This window comes from Streptomyces sp. Qhu_M48 (genome assembly GCF_051305195.1).
Classification (GTDB): Bacteria; Actinomycetota; Actinomycetes; order Streptomycetales; family Streptomycetaceae; genus Streptomyces.
Window position 1 is genome coordinate 4,766,690 of record NZ_CP195432.1, and the last position, 17,515, is coordinate 4,784,204.

General features: G+C 73.8%; 17 protein-coding genes and 1 pseudogene. 5 read left to right on the forward strand and 13 right to left on the reverse strand.

The window, feature by feature from the left end; genetic code table 11:
* The first annotated feature begins 49 nt into the window (after window positions 1–49).
* The 3 genes from ACRRSS_RS21590 to ACRRSS_RS21600 all read left to right on the forward strand — a co-directional run bounded on the left by ACRRSS_RS21590 (window position 50) and on the right by ACRRSS_RS21600 (window position 2,487).
* Entirely contained in the window at window positions 50–448 is a 399-nt protein-coding gene (locus tag ACRRSS_RS21590; RefSeq protein WP_351900460.1) for a DUF5997 family protein, read from the forward strand.
* Between the two features lie 191 nt (window positions 449–639).
* Entirely contained in the window at window positions 640–1,581 is a 942-nt protein-coding gene (locus ACRRSS_RS21595) for a universal stress protein (RefSeq protein ID WP_435972765.1), read from the forward strand.
* A 108-nt stretch (window positions 1,582–1,689) separates the two neighbouring features.
* Window positions 1,690–2,487, forward strand: coding sequence for a VOC family protein (locus ACRRSS_RS21600; RefSeq protein WP_435972766.1), 798 nt, complete (start codon window positions 1,690–1,692; stop codon window positions 2,485–2,487).
* Between the two features lie 58 nt (window positions 2,488–2,545).
* Here ACRRSS_RS21600 and ACRRSS_RS21605 read toward each other — a convergent pair whose 3' ends face one another.
* The 11 genes from ACRRSS_RS21605 to ACRRSS_RS21655 all read right to left on the reverse strand — a co-directional run bounded on the left by ACRRSS_RS21605 (window position 2,546) and on the right by ACRRSS_RS21655 (window position 13,791).
* The gene (locus ACRRSS_RS21605) at window positions 2,546–4,096 is read right to left on the reverse strand and encodes a hypothetical protein (protein WP_435972767.1); all 1,551 of its coding nucleotides are present in this window, start codon (window positions 4,094–4,096) and stop codon (window positions 2,546–2,548) included.
* A gap of 155 nt (window positions 4,097–4,251) precedes the next feature.
* A complete protein-coding gene (locus ACRRSS_RS21610) occupies window positions 4,252–4,446 on the reverse strand; it encodes a hypothetical protein (protein ID WP_435972768.1) in 195 nt (64 codons plus the stop codon).
* Window positions 4,447–4,565: 119 nt separating this feature from the next.
* Complete coding sequence (locus tag ACRRSS_RS21615; RefSeq protein WP_435972769.1) at window positions 4,566–5,258, reverse strand: ABC transporter ATP-binding protein; 693 nt, start codon at window positions 5,256–5,258, stop codon at window positions 4,566–4,568.
* A complete protein-coding gene (locus ACRRSS_RS21620; protein WP_435975391.1) occupies window positions 5,251–6,255 on the reverse strand; it encodes an ABC transporter ATP-binding protein in 1,005 nt (334 codons plus the stop codon). Before ACRRSS_RS21620 ends, ACRRSS_RS21615 begins: the two co-directional genes overlap by 8 nt.
* Before the next feature lie 29 nt (window positions 6,256–6,284).
* Window positions 6,285–7,121: an ABC transporter permease gene (locus ACRRSS_RS21625; protein ID WP_435972770.1), complete on the reverse strand. Its 837-nt coding sequence runs from the start codon at window positions 7,119–7,121 to the stop codon at window positions 6,285–6,287.
* The gene (locus ACRRSS_RS21630) at window positions 7,114–8,106 is read right to left on the reverse strand and encodes an ABC transporter permease (RefSeq protein ID WP_435972771.1); all 993 of its coding nucleotides are present in this window, start codon (window positions 8,104–8,106) and stop codon (window positions 7,114–7,116) included. The genes ACRRSS_RS21625 and ACRRSS_RS21630 overlap by 8 nt, the downstream gene beginning before the upstream one ends.
* Window positions 8,103–9,719 carry an ABC transporter substrate-binding protein gene (locus tag ACRRSS_RS21635; protein WP_435972772.1) on the reverse strand — a complete coding sequence of 539 codons (1,617 nt, stop codon included), beginning with the start codon at window positions 9,717–9,719 and terminating at the stop codon, window positions 8,103–8,105. The genes ACRRSS_RS21630 and ACRRSS_RS21635 overlap by 4 nt, the downstream gene beginning before the upstream one ends.
* Window positions 9,720–9,807: 88 nt before the next feature.
* A complete protein-coding gene (locus tag ACRRSS_RS21640; RefSeq protein WP_435972773.1) occupies window positions 9,808–10,941 on the reverse strand; it encodes an acyl-CoA dehydrogenase family protein in 1,134 nt (377 codons plus the stop codon).
* Window positions 10,938–12,119: an acyl-CoA dehydrogenase family protein gene (locus tag ACRRSS_RS21645; protein WP_435972774.1), complete on the reverse strand. Its 1,182-nt coding sequence runs from the start codon at window positions 12,117–12,119 to the stop codon at window positions 10,938–10,940. Before ACRRSS_RS21645 ends, ACRRSS_RS21640 begins: the two co-directional genes overlap by 4 nt.
* On the reverse strand, window positions 12,116–13,084 hold the full coding sequence (locus ACRRSS_RS21650; RefSeq protein WP_435972775.1) for an NADPH:quinone oxidoreductase family protein: 969 nt from the start codon (window positions 13,082–13,084) through the stop codon (window positions 12,116–12,118). Before ACRRSS_RS21650 ends, ACRRSS_RS21645 begins: the two co-directional genes overlap by 4 nt.
* Before the next feature lie 119 nt (window positions 13,085–13,203).
* Entirely contained in the window at window positions 13,204–13,791 is a 588-nt protein-coding gene (locus tag ACRRSS_RS21655) for a helix-turn-helix domain-containing protein (RefSeq protein WP_435972776.1), read from the reverse strand.
* A gap of 67 nt (window positions 13,792–13,858) precedes the next feature.
* Between ACRRSS_RS21655 and ACRRSS_RS21660 the strand changes: the two are divergent.
* Together ACRRSS_RS21660 and ACRRSS_RS21665 are read left to right on the forward strand one after the other, a co-directional pair.
* Window positions 13,859–14,821: pseudogene (locus ACRRSS_RS21660) on the forward strand (NAD(P)/FAD-dependent oxidoreductase); the annotation flags it as partial.
* 193 nt (window positions 14,822–15,014) lie between these two features.
* On the forward strand, window positions 15,015–15,794 hold the full coding sequence (locus ACRRSS_RS21665; protein WP_435972777.1) for a VOC family protein: 780 nt from the start codon (window positions 15,015–15,017) through the stop codon (window positions 15,792–15,794).
* A 31-nt stretch (window positions 15,795–15,825) separates the two neighbouring features.
* Here ACRRSS_RS21665 and ACRRSS_RS21670 read toward each other — a convergent pair whose 3' ends face one another.
* Window positions 15,826–16,578 carry a PIG-L deacetylase family protein gene (locus ACRRSS_RS21670; RefSeq protein ID WP_435972778.1) on the reverse strand — a complete coding sequence of 251 codons (753 nt, stop codon included), beginning with the start codon at window positions 16,576–16,578 and terminating at the stop codon, window positions 15,826–15,828.
* Complete coding sequence (locus ACRRSS_RS21675; protein WP_435972779.1) at window positions 16,575–17,507, reverse strand: SIS domain-containing protein; 933 nt, start codon at window positions 17,505–17,507, stop codon at window positions 16,575–16,577. Before ACRRSS_RS21675 ends, ACRRSS_RS21670 begins: the two co-directional genes overlap by 4 nt.
* Window positions 17,508–17,515 lie beyond the last annotated feature (8 nt).

Sequence of the window (17,515 nt, forward strand, 5' to 3'; positions counted from 1 at the left end):
GTAGCTGCCGTGGTCGGAACCCGGCCGCACGCTCGATACCCTTGACACCATGACGTCGCACCAGAACACCCAGACGATGAAGCCCGCCACCGCGGCGAAGAAGCTGGGTGTGTACCTCGAGGCCACCCCCGCGGAGTTCCAGGAGGGTGTCGTCTCGCGCTCCGAACTGAACGAGCTCCAGACCGATCCGCCCGCCTGGCTCCAGGAGCTCCGGAAGAACGGCCCGCACCCCCGCCCGGTGGTCGCGCAGAAGCTCGGCGTCTCCATCGCCGGTCTCGCGCGCGGCGGCATCACCGAGGCGCTCACCACCGAGCAGATCGACGCCCTCAAGCAGGAGCTCCCCGAGTGGCTGCAGAAGGAGCGCGCCACCCAGGCGGAGGTCCGCAAGGAGACCGTCCGCATCAAGGAGCGCGACGCGGAGCGGGCGCGCCGCGACGAGAACGCCTGATCGTCTCCCCCAGGACCGGCCCCCCGTGACGAGCGGGGGGCCGGTCCTGCTTCGTTTCCGCGGGCCGGTGACCGGCCGCGCGCCCGGTCACCGGCCCGGTCTCCACCGCTCCGCACCGGTGTGGCGTTCGCTCACCGGCCCGCGGGAAAACACCGGTGTGGCGTTCGCGCGGGCGCGGGAGTCATTCCCCCATGAGTGACACGAGTACCGCGTCCGGGCCGCCCGTCGTCGTCGGAGTGGACGGCTCCGAGCACAGTCTCCGGGCCCTGGAGTGGGCCCTGAGCGCCGCCGAGCACCTGGGATCTCCGCTGGTCGTGGCCCATGTGCGCTCCGACGCCCTGCAGCTCGGCGCCGCCCGGATCGCCTCCCTCGGCGGGTCGCCCGAGATTCCCGACGCGGTCGTGACGGCCGTACGGAACGGGGTGGAGGAGCGCGGGCACGGCGTTCCCGTGCGGTACGAGTCCTTGGACGGGTCGGTGACCGACGCCCTGCCGACAGCGGCCCGGGGCGCACGGCTCCTGGTGACCGGTTCCCGTGGCCACGGCGGTTTCGCGAGCCTGCTGCTCGGCTCGACCAGCCGCACCCTCGCCTCGACGGCCCCCTGCCCGCTCGTCGTCGTCCCGCACGAGGCCCGGGCGGCCGTCCTGGAGGGCGGCGCGGAGGCGGGCCGGGTGCTGCTCGGACTGCAGACGGAGGAGACTCCTGACGAGGTGATCGCCTTCGCCTTCGAGGCGGCGCACCACCGGGGCGTCCCCCTGGAGGTGGTGACGGCGTTCCGGGTGCCTCCGCAGCCCAGCGCCCTGATGGTCTCCCCCGCCCCGGCGCTCCAGGTGCCGCCGCCCCTGCCGCTCGCGGACGAGACGGAGGGGCTCGTCCGGGGGGCGGCGCGGGAGCAGGAGGAACGGCTGGTCCCGTTCGCGGCACGGTGGCCGGGGGTCGACCTGCGCCCGGCGGTGGTGCCGGGTGACGCGGCGGGACGCCTGGTGGAGGGCTCGCGGGACGCCGGACTGCTGGTCGTGGGCCGCCATCACCGGCACCGCTTCGGATCGCTGCTGATCGGCTCGGTCGCCCACGCGGTGCTGCACCACGCGCACTGCCCGGTCTCCGTGGTCCCCCCGGCGCTCCCGGCCTGACCGGGGCATCCGGGGGTGGTCACACCGTGTCACCGAGCGCCCCGGGGCGGCCGTGACTAGCGTGGCTCGTAGGAACACGTCATCGAAGCGGAAGTGGGAGTCACCGTCATGGGCGCATCACCCGCAGGCACGCCGATCTGGGCCGACGCGATGTTCAACGACGTCGAGGGCGCCAAGACGTTCTACGGCGACGTGCTCGGCTGGACCTTCGGCGAGTCCTCCTCCGAGTACGGCAACTACACGCAGGCGTACAAGAACGGGAAGGCGGTCGCGGCCGTCGTGCCGCCGATGCCGGGGCAGGACGGCGACATGCCGTCGGCCTGGTGTCTGTACCTCTCCTCCCCCGACGCCGCCGCCACGGCGGAGCGGATCCGGAGCGCGGGCGGCACCGTCCTCATGGAGCCGATGCAGGTCGGCGACTTCGGCACGATGTGCCTCGCGCAGGAGCCGTCGGGTGCCACGTTCGGCGTCTGGCAGCCGGGTGAGCACACGGGCTTCGAGCTGCAGGGCGAGACCGGCTCGTACGCCTGGGCCGAGGTCTTCACCCGGGAGCCGGCGAAGGCCGACCCGTTCTTCACCACGGTCTTCGGATACGGCTCCAAGACGATGCGGGACGGGGAGATGGACTACCGGGTCTTCGACCTCGGTGCCGATCCGGTGCTCGGCCGGATGGTGATGACGACGGAGGACTTCCCGCCGGAGATCCCCTCGTACATCCAGCTGTACTTCGCCGTCGACAACTGCGACAAGGCCGTAGAGGCGGCCGAACGCCTCGGTGGACGGAAGGTGTTCGGGCCGATGGACAGTCCCTTCGGCCGTTTCGCGGCGATCCTGGACCCGCAGGGGGCCGCGTTCGCCGTGATCGACCTCAGGACCACCGTCGGCGACATGCCCGAGTTCACCTGAGCGGTACGGGAGAGCGGAACCGCCCCGGGACCGAGGTCCCGGGGCGGTTCCGTGCGCGTCAGGCGGTGTCGCGGACGGCGATGATGCCGTTGAACACGCCCACGTACGCGGTGCCGTCGGGCCCGAGGGTGATCGGGGCCCAGTTGTTGTCGTACGAGAGGCCGGTGCCGGTGAAGCGGCTGAAGACCCGCCGGCCGGTGCGGAAGTCGACGGCCGTGAGGTACCAGGCGTCGATGCCCAAGGAGTTGGGGCGCTTCTCGTAGAAGTAGAGCAGGCCGTTGGCGGTGGAGAGCTTCGGCACGGTCGAGGGCGAGCGGACGTCGCTCTCCCAGACGGTGTCGCAACCGCTGCCGTCGGCGCGGACGTCGATCCGGGTCGCGCCGCCGACGACGCTCTTGCCGAGGAGGAGCGTGCTCGGGTTCTCGTAGCCGTAGTTGTTCTCGACGACGAGGCTGTTACCCCAGCTGATCAGCGAGTTGTCGGTGGTGGAGGCTCCGGAGCCGAAGACCGGCACCTTGCAGACGAGGCGCTCGGCGGCGGGGACGTCGACGCCCCTGCGGTAGACGAGGACGTTCATCCGGTCGTCGGCGTTGTCGGTGATGGCGACGTACTCGTCACCGGTGCCGAAGAGGTCGGGGGTGGTGCCCGAACCCTGGTTCACCGAACCGGGCTTGGTGCCGGTCCCCCGGTCGTACACCTCGCGCCACCGCACGCGCGGGACCCCGTCGGCGTCGGCCTCGAAGCTGTACAGGGCGTGGTCGGTGACGAGGGAGACGCCGTCCTCGGCGACGGAGAAGGAGTTCTGGATCTCCTCGCCCGCCAGCCGGATCGCGCGGAGCGCGCCCGTGGCGGGGTCGACGGTGCCGACGCGGCCGAGGCGGGTGACCCACCAGATGCGGCCGTCCCAGTCCGGCATGACGGAGGTGACGGGGTCGCAGACGCCGCTGGGGAGGAGGTTGGTCCAGGTGACGCAGTCGTGCGGGACGAGGGAGGTGAGGTCCCAGTCGTTCTCGACGACGAACTCCCAGGCGCCGTCGACCTTCTGGCGGTGGGCGATGCGCTGGATGTGCTGCCGGGAGTCGGCGAGGACGACCCTGTCCTGGTTGTCGAGGTAGAAGTAGGCGCCGCCGGAGGTGTCCTTGAAGATCTTCTCGAAGTCCAGGCGGGTGATGGCCTCGACCGTGGAGGAGCGCTGCGGCAGCTTGTACTCGGCGAGGGTGTCCAGGGTGCCCGGGTCGAGCAGCTTCAGCAGGAAGCCGTTGAAGGTGCCGCACACGGTGACGAGCCGGCCGCCGGAGTCGAAGGTGACGGTGGCGCACTCACCGCCGACGGGGGCGATCTTCTCGCTGTCCACGCGCGGGGCGCGGCCGAGCGGCCCGGGGTAGGGGTGGGTGCCGCTGCCCGCGCCGTCGGCGTGCATCCCGCTGCGCCCGTTGGGGGCGAGGTGCGGGTGCTGGGCGGTGCCCTTGCCGGGCACGGGCCGAGCGGTGCCGGGGGCGCCGTCGTAGTGGTCGACGAGCCGGTGGCCGATGGCGAGCGGTATCTCCTCGGCCTGGGCGACGGGGGCGGCGCCCGCGAGGAGGGTCGCGCTCAGCGCGGCGATCAGCACGAGCGCGCGGGCTCGTCTTGGTGGCGGGGGCGTGGTCACTGCGGCTCCTCGGGTTGCCGGCGTCTGTCGCGCCGACGGCCGACGCTAGGCCCGAGTCCGTGAGATGTACATGCAACTGGCCTGCGTTTCATAGGCAGTTCACGACCGCGCAATGATCACGGCCTGAGGCTGGAGACCACGTCGGCGGTGGCCGCGACCCCGTTGTGGATGGTGGGCGCCATGCTGGTGCCGGCGAGGAAGAAGCCGAGCAGGGCGCAGACGAGCGCGTGGGTCAGTTTGAGCCCGCCGCTCCGCAGGAAGATCACGGCCAGCACCAGCAGCAGCACCAGGACAGAAATGGAAACGGCCATCGCGTTCACGTCCCTCCGTCGCCGCACCGGAATTGCGGCGTTCGGCGGACAGTGTGGCGGAATGGGCGGTCCGTCCGGGCGTATGGCGCGGCGGCCATACGGGTGAGATCCGTCCGGGCTCAGCCGCCGGGTGGTGGGGAGGCGGGGCTCTCCTCGGCGGGCAGGCAGTCCTTCCACTCCACCGTACGGTCGCACCAGCGGCTCAGCAGGACGCGGTCGTGGCCGACGGCGAGGAGGCCGGCGCCGGTGTCGGCCCGGTAGGCCTCGACGGCGGTGACCAGGGCGGCTGTCGTGGAGGCGTCGAGCATCGCGGTCATCTCGTCGCAGATGAGCCAGCGGGGGCGCAGGGCCAGGGCGCGGCCCAGACAGGCGCGTTGGAGCTGACCGTCGCTGACCTCGTGGGGGCGGCGGACGAGGAGGTCGGGGGTGAGGCCGACGGCCGGGGCGAGTTCGGCGAGCCGGGCCGGGGCCTCGGCGCGCCGTCCGGTGGCGCGCAGCGGCTCGACGACGAGGTCGGCGAGGGTGAGCCGGGGGTCGGCGGCGGTGCGGGGCTGTTGGAAGACGACGCCGACGGCGGTGCGGAGTTCGCGCGGGGCGCGGTGGCGCCAGGCGCGGATCTCGGTGCCGTCGAGGACGAGGCGGCCCGCGTGGGGGCGGTGGAGGAGCGCGGCGACCCGGGCGAGGGTGGACTTGCCGCAGCCGCTGGGGCCGAGGAGTCCGACGGACTCGCCGGGGGCGACGGTGAGCGAGGCGCCACGGAAGACGGGGGTGCGGCGGTCGTAGCCGGCGGTGACGGCGTCGAGTTCAAGCACGGGGGCGCTCCGGGTGGTGGCAGGCCACGCCGGCGGTGAACGCGGGTCGGGTGGCGCAGAGTTCGGTGGCCGCGGGGCAGCGCGGGGCGAAGGCGCACCCCTCGGGGAGCGCGGAGAGTTCCGGGGGCATGCCGGGGATCGGGGTGAACCCCCGGTCGGGGAGGGCGTCGAGGAGTCCCCTGGCGTAGGGGTGGCGGGGGCCCGCGGAGCCGAAGAAGCGGTGGGCGGGGGCGATCTCGACGATCCGACCCGCGTACATGACGGCTACGCGGTCGGCGATGCGTTCGGCGGCGGCCAGGTCGTGGGTGATGAGGAGCAGGCCGCGGCCGTCGTCGGCGTGGCGGCGCAGTTCGTCGACGGTGCGGTCGACGAGGTCGCGGTCGAGACCCGTGGTGGGCTCGTCGGCGAGGAGCAGCCGGGCGTCGCCGATGAGGGCGAGGGCGGTGGCGGCGCGCTGGGCGAGGCCGCCGGAGAGTTCGTGCGGGTAGCGGTCGAGGTGTCCGGCGGGGAAGGCGGCCCGTGCGGCGGCGTCCTCGGCGGCCTTCCCGCGGGCCCGGCGGGAGGTGCCGGTGAGGGCGCGGACGGTCTCCTCCAGCTGGGACCGTACGGTGCGGACGGGGGTGAGGTGGGCGGCGGGGCTCTGCGGTACGAGGCCGACGCGGCGGCCCCGTACGGTGCGGGCGAGGGTCCTCTCGTCGGCGGCGAGCAGGTCGACGGCGTCCGCGTCCTTTGTGCCCTCGGGGGGCGCGAGCAGCGCCGTGCCCGAGGTCTCCGCGTTGGCGGGCAGCAGGCCGAGGAGCGCGGAGGCGAGGACGGACTTGCCGCAGCCGCTCTCGCCGACGAGGGCGAGGCACTCGCCCGCCGCGAGGTCGAAGTCGGCGTCGGTGACGGCGGCGACGGTACGGCCGCCCCGGAGCCGGAAGCGGACGGTGAGGTCGCGGACGCTGAGGACGGCGTCCCCGGCCCGCTCGGCGGCGACGGCGTCGAGTGCGCGCAGGACCTTGCGTCCGGGAGCGGGCGGGGCGTTCACAGCATCAGCTCCGATCGACGGCGCGGGTTGAGCCGGTCGCGCCAGACGCCGGCGAGCCCGGCGATGGCGAGGGTCGGCACGATGAGCAGGACGCCGGGGAAGAGGGTCGGCCAGCCGTACCCGGCGAGGAGCGAGGAGCGGGCGTTCTGTACGAGGTTGCCGAGGCTGGCCTGGTGGCTGGGCAGGCCCAGGCCGAGGAAGGACAGCGCGGACTCGTGCCACATGGCGTGCGGGACCATCAGGACGGCGGCGAGTCCGGCCTGCGGCAGGACGGCGGGCAGCAGGTGCCGTACGGTGACGCGCCACCGGGAGGCGCCGCCGGAGACGGCGGCGTCGACGAACGGCCGGGTGCGCAGGGAGAGGACCTCGGAGCGCACGATCCGGGCGGTGGAGAGCCAGTGGGTGACGGCGACGGAGGCGATGACGGGCCAGACGCCGGGCCGGAAGAGGGCCACCACGAAGATGCCGAGGAGCAGGTGCGGCACGGAGGAGAAGGCGTCGACGAGCCGCATGAGGGTGCGGTCGATCCAGCCGCCGAGGGCTCCGGCCGCCGCCCCGACCGCGGTGCCTACGACGGTGGCGACGAGCGCGGCGACGAGTCCCACGAGGAGGGAGACCCGCAGGCCGTAGACGCAGCGCAGGAGGAGGTCGCGGCCGAGGTCGTCGGTGCCGAAGGGGTGGTCCCAGGAGGGCGGGAGGAGTTTCCTGGAGAGGTCGACGGCCTGTTCGTCGAGCTGGACGAACGGCGGCACCACGAGGACGGCCAGGAGGACGACGCCGACGACGACGGCGGAGCTCCAGAGCCGCAGGCGGTGGGTGCGCGGGTCAGCCATCGAAGCCCACCCTCGGGTCGGCGAGTCCGTACAGGAGGTCGGAGAGGAGGTTGCCGAGGAGTACGGCGGCGGTGGCGAGCACCGTGAGCGCGGCGAGGAGCGGGAAGTCGACGGAGGTGGCCGCCGTGACGGTGGCGGCGGCGATGCCGGGCCAGCTGAAGACGGTCTCCACGAGCAGGGCTCCGGTGATCAGCTCGGGGACGCGGGAGCCGACGAGGGTGAGCATGGGCAGCATTCCGGAGCGGAGGGCGTGGCCGGTGAGGACGGTGCGTTCGCGCAGGCCGCGGGCGCGGGCGCCGCGGACGGGGTCCTCGTCGAGGGCGTCGCCGACGCCCTGGCGGACGTAGAGGAAGAACCACGGCAGCTGCGAGAGGCCGAGGACGAGCGCGGGCAGCACGAGGTGGCGGGCGACCTGGTCGAGGGTGACGGTGTCGCTCGCGGTGTCGGTGAGGCCGCCGGCGGGCAGGGCGCCCAGCTGGAGGGCGAAGAACCAGATGGCGAGGAGGCCGAGCCAGAAGGCGGGGGCGGCTTCCAGGGTGTACGCGACGGAGCTGACGGCCCGGTCGACGAGGCCGCCGCGACGGCGTCCGGCGAGGACGCCGAGGAGGGTGCCGAGGACGATGGCGACGAGGAAGGCGGTGACGGCGAGGATGACGGACCAGCCGAGGCGTTCGCCGATGACCTCGGCGACGGGGCGGCGCATGACGGCGGAGTCGCCGAGGTCGCCGGTGAGGGCCGAGGTGAGCCACTCCCACCAGCGGGTGAGGAGGGGCCGGTCGACGCCGAGGTTGGCGCGGAGCTGGTCGAGGTTCTCCTGCGAGGCGGTGAGTCCAGCGGTGCCGGCGTAGGCCTTGACGGGGTCGAACGGGGAGGCTTCGGCGACGGCGAACACCGCGAAGGTGACGCCGAGGAGGACGGGGACGGCGGCCAGGGCGCGCCGTCCCGTCATCCGCGCCATGGCCCCCCAGGGGAGGCGGCGCTTCACTTCTGCGTCGCTCCGGCGGTCTTCGGCTTCCAGCTCTCGACGTTCCACCAGGGGCCGGAGGCGAGGCCGTGGTCGTGCGGCTCGGTCTGGGTGTCGAGGCCGTCCCAGGCGTCGTCGACGACGTAGAGGTGGTCGATGTGGGTGAGGAAGGTGTAGCCGGGGTTCTTCACCAGTTCGCGCTGGACGGTGTCGTACGCGGCACGGCGCTCGGTGAGGTCGTCGGTGCGGCGCCCGTCCTCCAGGGCGCGGTCGACGGCCTTGTTGTCGTACCAGGCCATGTTGTTGAAGCCGTCGCCGGCGAGGGCGGAGTTCAGGAGCAGGTACTGGTCGAAGTCGGGGTCGCCGGGCGACCCGCCGCCCGCGAGGACCGCGTCGGTCTTCATCCGGGGCTCGATGACCTCCCAGGTGCCGGCCTGGGCGGTGATGTCGATGCCGGCCTTCTTGGCGTCGGAGACGTACGCGAGGGCGTGGTCCTGGCGGAGCTTGTCGCCGGAGAGGTACCAGATCGGGAAGGTGGCGCGGACACCGTTCCTGACGCGGACGCCGTCGGGGCCGGGCTTCCAGCCGGCCTCGTCGAGGATCTTCCGCGCGCCGGCGAGGTCGTGGCGGCGCTCGGTGCCCTTCGCGAACCAGGGGCTGTCGGTGGGGACGGGCCCGTAGGCGGGCTTCCCGGCGCCTTCGAGGATCTGGTCGACCATGGCCTGCCGGTCGACGGCCAGGTCGAGGGCGCGCCGGACGGCGGTGTCGCCGGCGACCTTGTTGTGGGTGGGGAGGGTGACCGTACGGTAGTCGTAGGTCTTCGCCTGCCACGTCTTCTTCGTCTTGTCGCCCTTGAACCCGGCCGCGAGGTTGGGCGGCAGGACGGCGCCGTCGAGGTCTCCGGCGCGGAGCCGGGTGGCGCGGACGTCGTCGTCCTTGATGATCGCCATGGTGAACTTCTTCACCGCGGGCACGCCGTTCCAGTAGGTGGGGTTGGCCTTGAAGCTGAGCTTCTCGCCCTTGGACCAGCCGGTGAGGACGTAGGGGCCGGTGCCGATCGGCTTGGTGGTGAAGGCACCGGTGTTGACGTCCTGCTGCGCCGCGACGTGCTCGGGGGCGATGGCGTGGACGGTGCGCTCGGCGAAGGGCGCGTAGGGGTACTTGAGCCGGAAGACGACGGTGTCGTCGCCGACCGCCTCGACGCTCTTGAGGGCGTCGAGCTCGGTGCGGGAGGCGTTGTTCGTCTTCGGGTCGAGGATCGTCCGGTAGGTGAAGACGACGTCCTTCGCCGTGAAGGGGGCGCCGTCGCTGAAGGTGACGCCCTTGCGGAGGGTGTACGTGTAGGTGAGGCCGCCGTCGCCGATCCGCGGCAGCTCGCTCGCGAGCGCCGGCTGGAGCTTCATGTCGGCGTCGAAGGCGAGGAGCCCGTCGAAGATCTTGGAGTTGCCGTCCTTGCCGTAGCCGAGGAGCGGGCTGAGGGTCTCCGGCTCGTAGGCGATGCCGACGACCGCGGAATCCTTGGGTCCGCCGGTGCCCCCGGCGGTGGAGCCGGGGTTCGAGCAGGCCGCCGCCGCGAGGGCCAGGGCCCCCGTGAGCGTCGCGGCGGCCGTGCCGCGGAGGAATCGGGCGGTCATCGTGTCCACACCCCTTTTGGAGATCAACTGTTATTGCGAAGAGATTGCAATTAAACAGTATGTAAAGGGGTGTGGACGCGGCGGCCCCTTACACGGGGGGCGCCAGGCCGACGAGGGCGGCGATCGCGTCCTGATGCCGGCCCGCCGAACCCAGGGCGATCTGGTCGGACTTGGCCCGCTTCAGGGCCAGATGGGCGGGGTGCTCCCACGTCATCCCGATCCCGCCGTGCAGCTGGACGCACTCCTCGGCGGCCCGGACGGCCACCTTGGAGCAGTACGCCTGCGCGACGGCGACGGTCAGCGGGGCGTCCGCGCTCCCGGTGGCCAGCGCGTCGGCCGCGGCCCGGGCGGCCGCCCGGGCCCCGACGAGGTCCAGCCAGAGCTGGGCCATGCGGTGCTTGAGGGCCTGGAAGGAGCCGACCGGGCGGTTGAACTGGTGGCGCTCGCGGGTGTACCGGACGGTCTCCTCCAGGCACCACTCGGCGAGACCGAGCTGCTCGGAGGCGAGGAGTCCGGCCCCGGAGAGGAGTCCGCGCCGGACCGCCGCGCGGGAGGCCTCGGGCCCCGCGAGCCGGGTGCCGCTCCCGGCCCCGGTGGTGACCGTGGCGAGCGGACGGGTGAGGTCGAGCGGGGTCCGCGGCTCGACGGTCGCCTCCCCCGCGGGTACGGCGTACAGGCCGTCGGCGCGGGGGACGAGGAACACGTCGGCGGCGGTGGCGTCGGCGACCCCGGACGCGGAGGGACCTGTCGCCGCGTCGGCGTCGGGTGCGGTCGACAGCGGTACGGCGAGGACCGCGACCGTACGGCCGCTCGCGAGGTCCGCGAGCAGCGCGGCCGTCTCGTCGCTCTCCCCCGCCAGGGCGAGCAGGGTCTCGGTGGCCACCACCGCGCTCGTCAGGTACGGCAGCGGGGTCACCGCGCGGCCGAGCTCCTCCAGGACGACGGCGGCCTCGCGGTGGCTCGCGCCCTGACCGCCGAGCTTCTCGGGAACGAGGAGGCCGGCCGCTCCGATGTCGGCCGCGAGCGACTTCCACAGGCCGGGGACGTACGGGCTGTCCGTCTCGATCCGGCCGAGGAGGGTCTGGTGGCCGGCCCGGTCGGCGAGCAGGGCGCGGACGGCCGCGCGCAGGTCGTCCTCGGTCTCCGAGTAGAGGAGGTCGAGGGGCTGTTCCGTCTGTTCCGTCTGTTCCGTCTGTTCCGTCTGTTCCGTCTGTTCCGTCATCGGGCGAGGTCCTTCCAGGCGACGTCCTTGTCGTTGCGGGGCTCGGGCGGCAGGCCCAGGACCCGCTCGGCGACGATGTTGAGCAGCACCTCGCTGGTCCCGCCCTCGATCGAGTTGCCCTTGGACCGCAGATAGCGGTAGCCGGCGTCGCGGCCGGTGAAGTCGACCAGGTCGGGGCGGCGCATCTCCCACTCCCCGTACAACAGGCCCTCGTCACCGAGGAGTTCGACCTCCAGGCCGCTGATGGCCTGGTTGAGGCGGGCGAAGGCGAGCTTCATCGCGCTGCCCTCGGGGCCGGGCCGGCCCGCGACGAGCTGCTGACGGAGCCGTTCCCCGGAGAGCCTGGCCACCTCGGCGTCGACCCAGAGGTCGAGGAGGCGCCGGTGGAGGTCGTGGGTGCGCAGCTCGGGGCGCTCGCGCCAGGTCGTGGCGGCCTTCCCGATCATGCCGCCCTCGCGGGGGATGCGGGCGCCGCCGATGGAGACCCGCTCGTTCATGAGGGTGGTCTGGGCGACCCGCCAGCCGTCGCCGACCTCGCCGAGGCGGTGGGCGTCGGGGATGCGGACCCCGGTGAGGAAGACCTCGTTGAACTCGGCCTCGCCGGTGATCTGGCGCAGCGGCCGGACCTCCACACCGGGGGCCGTCATGTCGCAGACGAAGTAGGTGATGCCCCGGTGCTTGGGGGCGTCGGGGTCGGTGCGGGCGATGAGGATGGCCCAGCGGGCCGTGTGGGCGCTGGAGGTCCACACCTTCTGCCCGTCGACCACCCAGTCCTCGCCGTCGCGGACGGCGCGGGTGGCGAGCGCGGCGAGGTCGGAGCCCGCGCCGGGCTCGCTGAAGAGCTGGCACCACACCTCCTCGCCGACCCAGAGGGGCCGCAGGAAGCGCCGCCTGACCTCCTCGGAGCCGTGGGCGAGGACGGTGGGGGCGGCCATGCCGAGGCCGATGCCGATCTTGCGCGGGTCGTTGTCGGACGCTCCGGCGGCGGCGAGTTCGGCGTCGACGACGGTCTGGAGGGCGCGGGGCGCGTCGAGCCCGCCGAGGCCGACCGGGTAGTGCACCCAGGCGAGTCCGGCGTCGAAGCGGGCGCGCAGGAAGTCGGTGCGGTCGGTGGTGGCCGGCGGGTGGTCGGCCAGCAATGCCCTTGTGAGGGAGCGGAGTTCGTCGGCGTCGGTCATGCGTGGGCCCCTTCCGGGAGGACGACGAGGCGCCCGGTGGTGGTGCCGTCGGCGACCCGCTGGACGGCGTCCGCGGCGCCGGCGAAGGGGACGCGCTCACCGATGAGCGGCTTGATGAGGCCCTTGGCGGCGTAGGCCGTGAGGGTCTCGTGGCAGCGCCCGATCGAGGCAGGGTCCTTCGCCGCGTACAGGCCCCAGTGGAGGCCGAGGACCGAGTAGTTCTTCACCAGGGCGTGGTTGAGGGCGGGCGCGGGGACGGTGCCGCTCGCGAAGCCGACGACCACGATCCGGCCCTCGAAGGCGACGCACTTGGCGGACTGCTGGTAGGCCTCGCCGCCGACCGGGTCGTAGATCACGTCGGCGCCCCGGCCGCCGGTCGCGGCCTTGACGGCGGCGACGACGTCCTCCGCTCGCCGGTCGACGACCACGTCGCAGCCGAGCGCGCGGGCGACGGCGGCCTTCTCCGGTCCGCCGACGACCCCGATGACGGTGGCGCCGGCGGCCTTGCCGAGCTGGACGGCGGCGCTGCCGACGCCGCCGGCGGCCGCGTGGACCAGGAGGGTCTCGCCCTCCTGGAGGGCGGCACGGCGGTGCAGGCCGAACCAGCCGGTCTGGTAGCCGATGTGGAGGGCGGCGGCCTCGGCGTCGTCGAGCGACTCGGGGGCGGGGAGCAGTCCGGCGGCGTCGGCGAGCACGTGCTCGGCGAAGCCGCCGTGCGGGAGGGCCGCGGTGGTGATGACCCTGCGGCCGTCCTCGGTCTCCGCGCAGACCTCGACGCCGGGGGTGAAGGGCAGCGGGGGGCGTACCTGGTAGTGGCCGCGGCACAGGAGGGCGTCGGGGAAGTTGACGTTCGCGGCGCGGACCCTGAGGAGGACCTGGCCGTCGCCGGGTGTGGGTGGTGCCACCTCCTCGCGGCGCATCACCGCGGCCGGTTCCCCGTTCTCGTACACACGCCATGCCTGCATCCGGAAGCCTCCTCCGTACCGAGTGGTCGGTGGCATACTAAGCGGTCGCTTGCCCCGGGGGAACCGGTCGGCCGGACTTCTTCGGACAGTGGACCCGCCGCGCCGGTCCGGTCCGCGCGTCAGCCGGACTTCTTCGGGCGGGCCCGGACGTGCATCCGCTCCCCCTGCGGGCCGAAGAGGCTCAGGAACTCCACCGGCCCGTCGGCCGTCGGCCCGAACCAGTGCGGGACGCGCGTGTCGAACTCGGCCGCCTCGCCGGCCCCGAGGACGACGTCGTGCTCCCCGAGGACGAGCCGGAGCCTCCCCGAGAGCACGTACAGCCACTCGTAGCCCTCGTGGACGCGCGGCTCCGGGTCCTCCTGCGGCTTCTCCTGGATCACCTTGTACGCCTGGAGGCCGCCGGGCTGCCGGGTCAGCGGGTACATCGTGCGGCCGTGGCGCACGATCGGCTTGGCGCGGACCCGGGGGTCGCCCGTCGCGGGGGCGCCGACCAGCTCGTCGAGCGGGACCTGGTGGGCGCGGGCGAGCGGCAGGAGCAGTTCGAGGCTGGGCCTGCGCTGCCCGGACTCCAGCCGGGAGAGGGTGCTCACGGAGATGCCGGTGGCGGCGGACAGCTCGGCCAGCGTCACCCCGCGGTCGCGGCGGACCCGGCGGAGCCGGGGGCCGACCTCGTTCAGGACGGCGTCGATGCGATCGTCTTCGGTCATGCGTCCAGTGTTGCAGAAATGGCAAGATTGCTTGCCGGATCCACCGGATCCGGGCGACGCTCGGCCCATGAACGCACATCTGAAGGCAGAGCGGGACAGCACCTCCGCGTACGAGGCGGTGGTGGTCGGCGGCGGCGCGGCCGGCCTCAGCGCCGCCCTGGTCCTGGGCCGGTCACTGCGCCGGACCCTGGTCGTCGACGCCGGCCGGCCGCGCAACGCCCCCGCCGCCCACATGCAGGGCGTCCTGTCCCGGGACGGTATGAGCCCGGCCGGCTTCCTGGCGGCGGGACGGGCCGAGATCGCCGGGTACGGGGTCGAGCACCGGACCGGCGAGGTGACGGGCGCGGCACCGGACGGGAACGGCGGCTTCGTCGTCACGCTGGCCGACGGCGCCTCGGTCGGCGCGCGGCGGCTCGTCGTCACCACCGGACTCGTCGACGAGCTGCCCGCGATCGACGGCCTCGCCGAGCGGTGGGGGCGGGACGTGCTGCACTGCCCGTACTGCCACGGCTGGGAGGTCCGCGACCAGGCCTTCGGCGTCATCGCCCACCCGGCCATGCCCGCGCACCAGGCACTGATGGTCGCGCACTGGTCGAAGGACGTGACCCTGTTCCTGCACACCGCCGGTGAGCCGTCCGAGCACGACGCGGCCCTCCTCGACGCGGCGGGCGTCCGCGTCGTGCGGGGCGAGGTGGCCGGTCTCGCGGTGGAGGACGACCGGCTGACCGGGGTGCGGCTCGCCGACGGCCGGACCGTGGCCCGCTCGGTGGTCTTCGCCGCGGCCTCGCGCCTCGCGGCCCGGGACGGGGTGCTGCGGCAGCTGGGCGCGGAGCTGCGGACGACCCCGTTCGGCGAGTTCGTGGCGGTGGACGAGACGGGCCGGACGAGCGTGCCCGGCGTGTGGGCGGCCGGGAACGTGACGGGACCGCAGGAACAGGTGGCCAACGCGGTGAGCCGGGGCTACCGGGCCGGTGTCGCGCTCAACAGCGAGCTGCTCCTCGGCGACCTGGAGGCGAAGGCGGCCGGTCGGATGAACCCCGGCGGCTGCGGCTGCGCCGCCCGAACCGAGGGGCGAGGATCGGTCATGGCGGCCGGAAGCCCGAGGGACCGGCGGCGCGCGCGGCTCCCCCGCCCCCGGCCGACCGCCTCCCGGCCGCCCGGGCCGGGCCGGCGAGGGCACCGCGCGGCCACAGCCACGGACGACGGAAGGACGGGCACCTCCCATGCTCGGTACGCAGTTCACCACGGGTTCTCCCTGCTGGATCGATCTCGGCAGTCCCGACACCGGGGCGGCGGCCGCCTTCTACGGCGCCGTCTTCGGCTGGGAGTTCCGCTCCGCCGGGCCCGACACAGGGGGCTACGGCTTCTTCCAGCAGGACGGCCGCACGGTCGCCGCCCTCGGCCCGCTCACCGAGGAGGGCGCGGACAGCGCCTGGACCGTGTACTTCCAGACCCCGGACGCCGAGGCCGCGCAGCACGCCGCCGAGGCGGCGGGCGGCTCCGTGCGCGTCGCGGCGCTCGACGTCATGGACGCGGGCCGCATGGCAGCCCTCACCGACCCGGGCGGCGCGCGCTTCGCCGTCTGGCAGCCCGGCGCCAACAAGGGCCTCGAACGGACCTCGTCGACGAACACCCTGGTCTGGGCGGAGCTGCACGTCGCCGACCCGGAGGCCGTCCTCGGTTTCTACCGGACCCTGTTCGGCTGGCGGTGGGCCGCGATGGAGGCGCCCGGGATGAAGTACCGGGTCCTCTCCACCGCCGAGGGGGACCAGGAGGACGCCACCTTCGGCGGCGCCGCCGAGTTCCTGGACGACGGCGACGTCCCGCGCTGGATCCCGTACTTCGACGTCGAGGACGCGGACGCCGTCGCGGCCTCGGCCCAGGGCAACGGCGGTTCGGTCCTGATGCCCGCGGCCGACGTCCCGGACGTGGGCCGGATCGCCTGGCTGGCGGACCCCTTCGGCGCGCCCTTCGCGGTGCTGAAGCCCGCGCCGATGGGCTGACCGCACGGCCGACGGTCCGGTCCCCGGTCCGTCAGCGTGCGAAGAGTTCGAAGGTCACCGCCGCGCGGCCGCCGAAGCGGGCGGACGCGCGGCCCGTCGCCGCCGTGAGGAAGGACCGGACGTACTGCTCCGGGTCCTCGTCCGTCAGCGCCTCGATGTACGCGCGGTGGCAGAGCAGCGAGCGGATCGCGCGGTCCAGGCCCGGGGCCGCGTCGACCGCGTGCGTCGGGGTGCTGGAGGCGGCGACCGCGACCCAGCGCACCCCGTTCCAGGGCTCCAGGCCCTGGTCGGCGAGCTCGGGGAAGATCCAGCGGTTCCCGGCGTCGGCGGCCGCGTCGAGCGTGGCCCGTCCGACGGCCAGGTGGTCGGGGGTGTTCCAGGGGGCGCCGGGGCCGTCGCCCCAGGTGTCGCGGTGGTTGAGCGTGACGACGAGTTCCGGGCGGTGGCGGCGGATCGCGGCCGCGATGTCACGGCGCAGCCCCAGCCCGTACTCGATGATCCCGTCCCGGTGGTCGAGGAACTCGACCGTGTCCACCCCGACGACGGCGGCGCTGTCCCGCTGCTCCCGCTCGCGCAGCGGACCGCAGACGTCCGGGGCGAGGGTGTCGATCCCCGCCTCCCCACGGGTGGCGAGGACGTAGACCACCTCCTTGCCCGCGTCCGTCCACCCGGCGACGGCGGCCGCGCAGCCGTACTCCAGGTCGTCGGGGTGGGCGACGACGGCGAGGGCGCGCCGCCAGTCGCCGGGCATCTCCGCGAGGTCCGTGACACCGGTTTCGATCATGACCGCAGGATACGGGCCGCCTCCTCGGCCGTCGGGCGGAACGCACCGGAGAGGATCACCGAACGCGAGACGTTCCGGGGCCGGTCGGGGTTGAGACCGCGCCGGTTCGCGAGGGCGACCGCGAGCCGCTGCGCGCGGACGAGCGCGGCCACCGGATCGATCGCGTCGGCGGCGAACAGCGCGCCCGTGGACTCCACTTCGTCCTTGAGTCCCGAGGGCGCGGGGCCCAGGCACCAGACGAGGCTGGACCGGTCGCTGATGCTGATCGGACCGTGGCGGTACTCCATCGCCGCGTACGACTCCGTCCAGGCGCGGGCCACTTCGCGGAGCTTGAGGGCCGCCTCGTCGGCGAGTCCGACGGTCCAGCCGGTGCCGAGGAAGGTGAACTGGCCGCGCCGCTCCCAGGCGGCCGGCAGCCGCTCGTACAGGACGAGTTCGGCGTCGGCGATCGCCGGACCGAGGTCCACCCCGAGCCCGGCGCGCAGGAGTTGGAGGGCGGTGGTCGCGAACCGGGTCTGGACGACGGAGCGTTCGTCGGCGAAGCCGAGGTCGACGACGCGGTCCGCGAGCCGTCCGGCGGGACTGTCGGGGACGCCGGTGAGGGCGACGGTCGGGATGTTCCCCGCCGCGCGGGCGAGCAGGTTCACGACCTCCGTGGTGGTGCCGGACCGGGTGAGGGCGACGATCCGGTCGTAACCGCGCCCGAGCGGTGTGGAGTCGGAGGCGGGGAAGGCGTCGGTCTCGCCCGCGCCGAGGGACTCGCGCAGCGCCGCGTAGGCGCGGGCGATGAAGTACGAGGTGCCGCAGCCGACCACCGCCACGCGCTCGCCTCCGGCCGGCAGCCGGCCGCCGTCGCGCGCGGCGATCTCGGCGGCGCGGCGCCAGCAGTCGGGCTGGCCGGCGATCTCCGCGCTGACGTGGGTGCTCATGTCCGGTT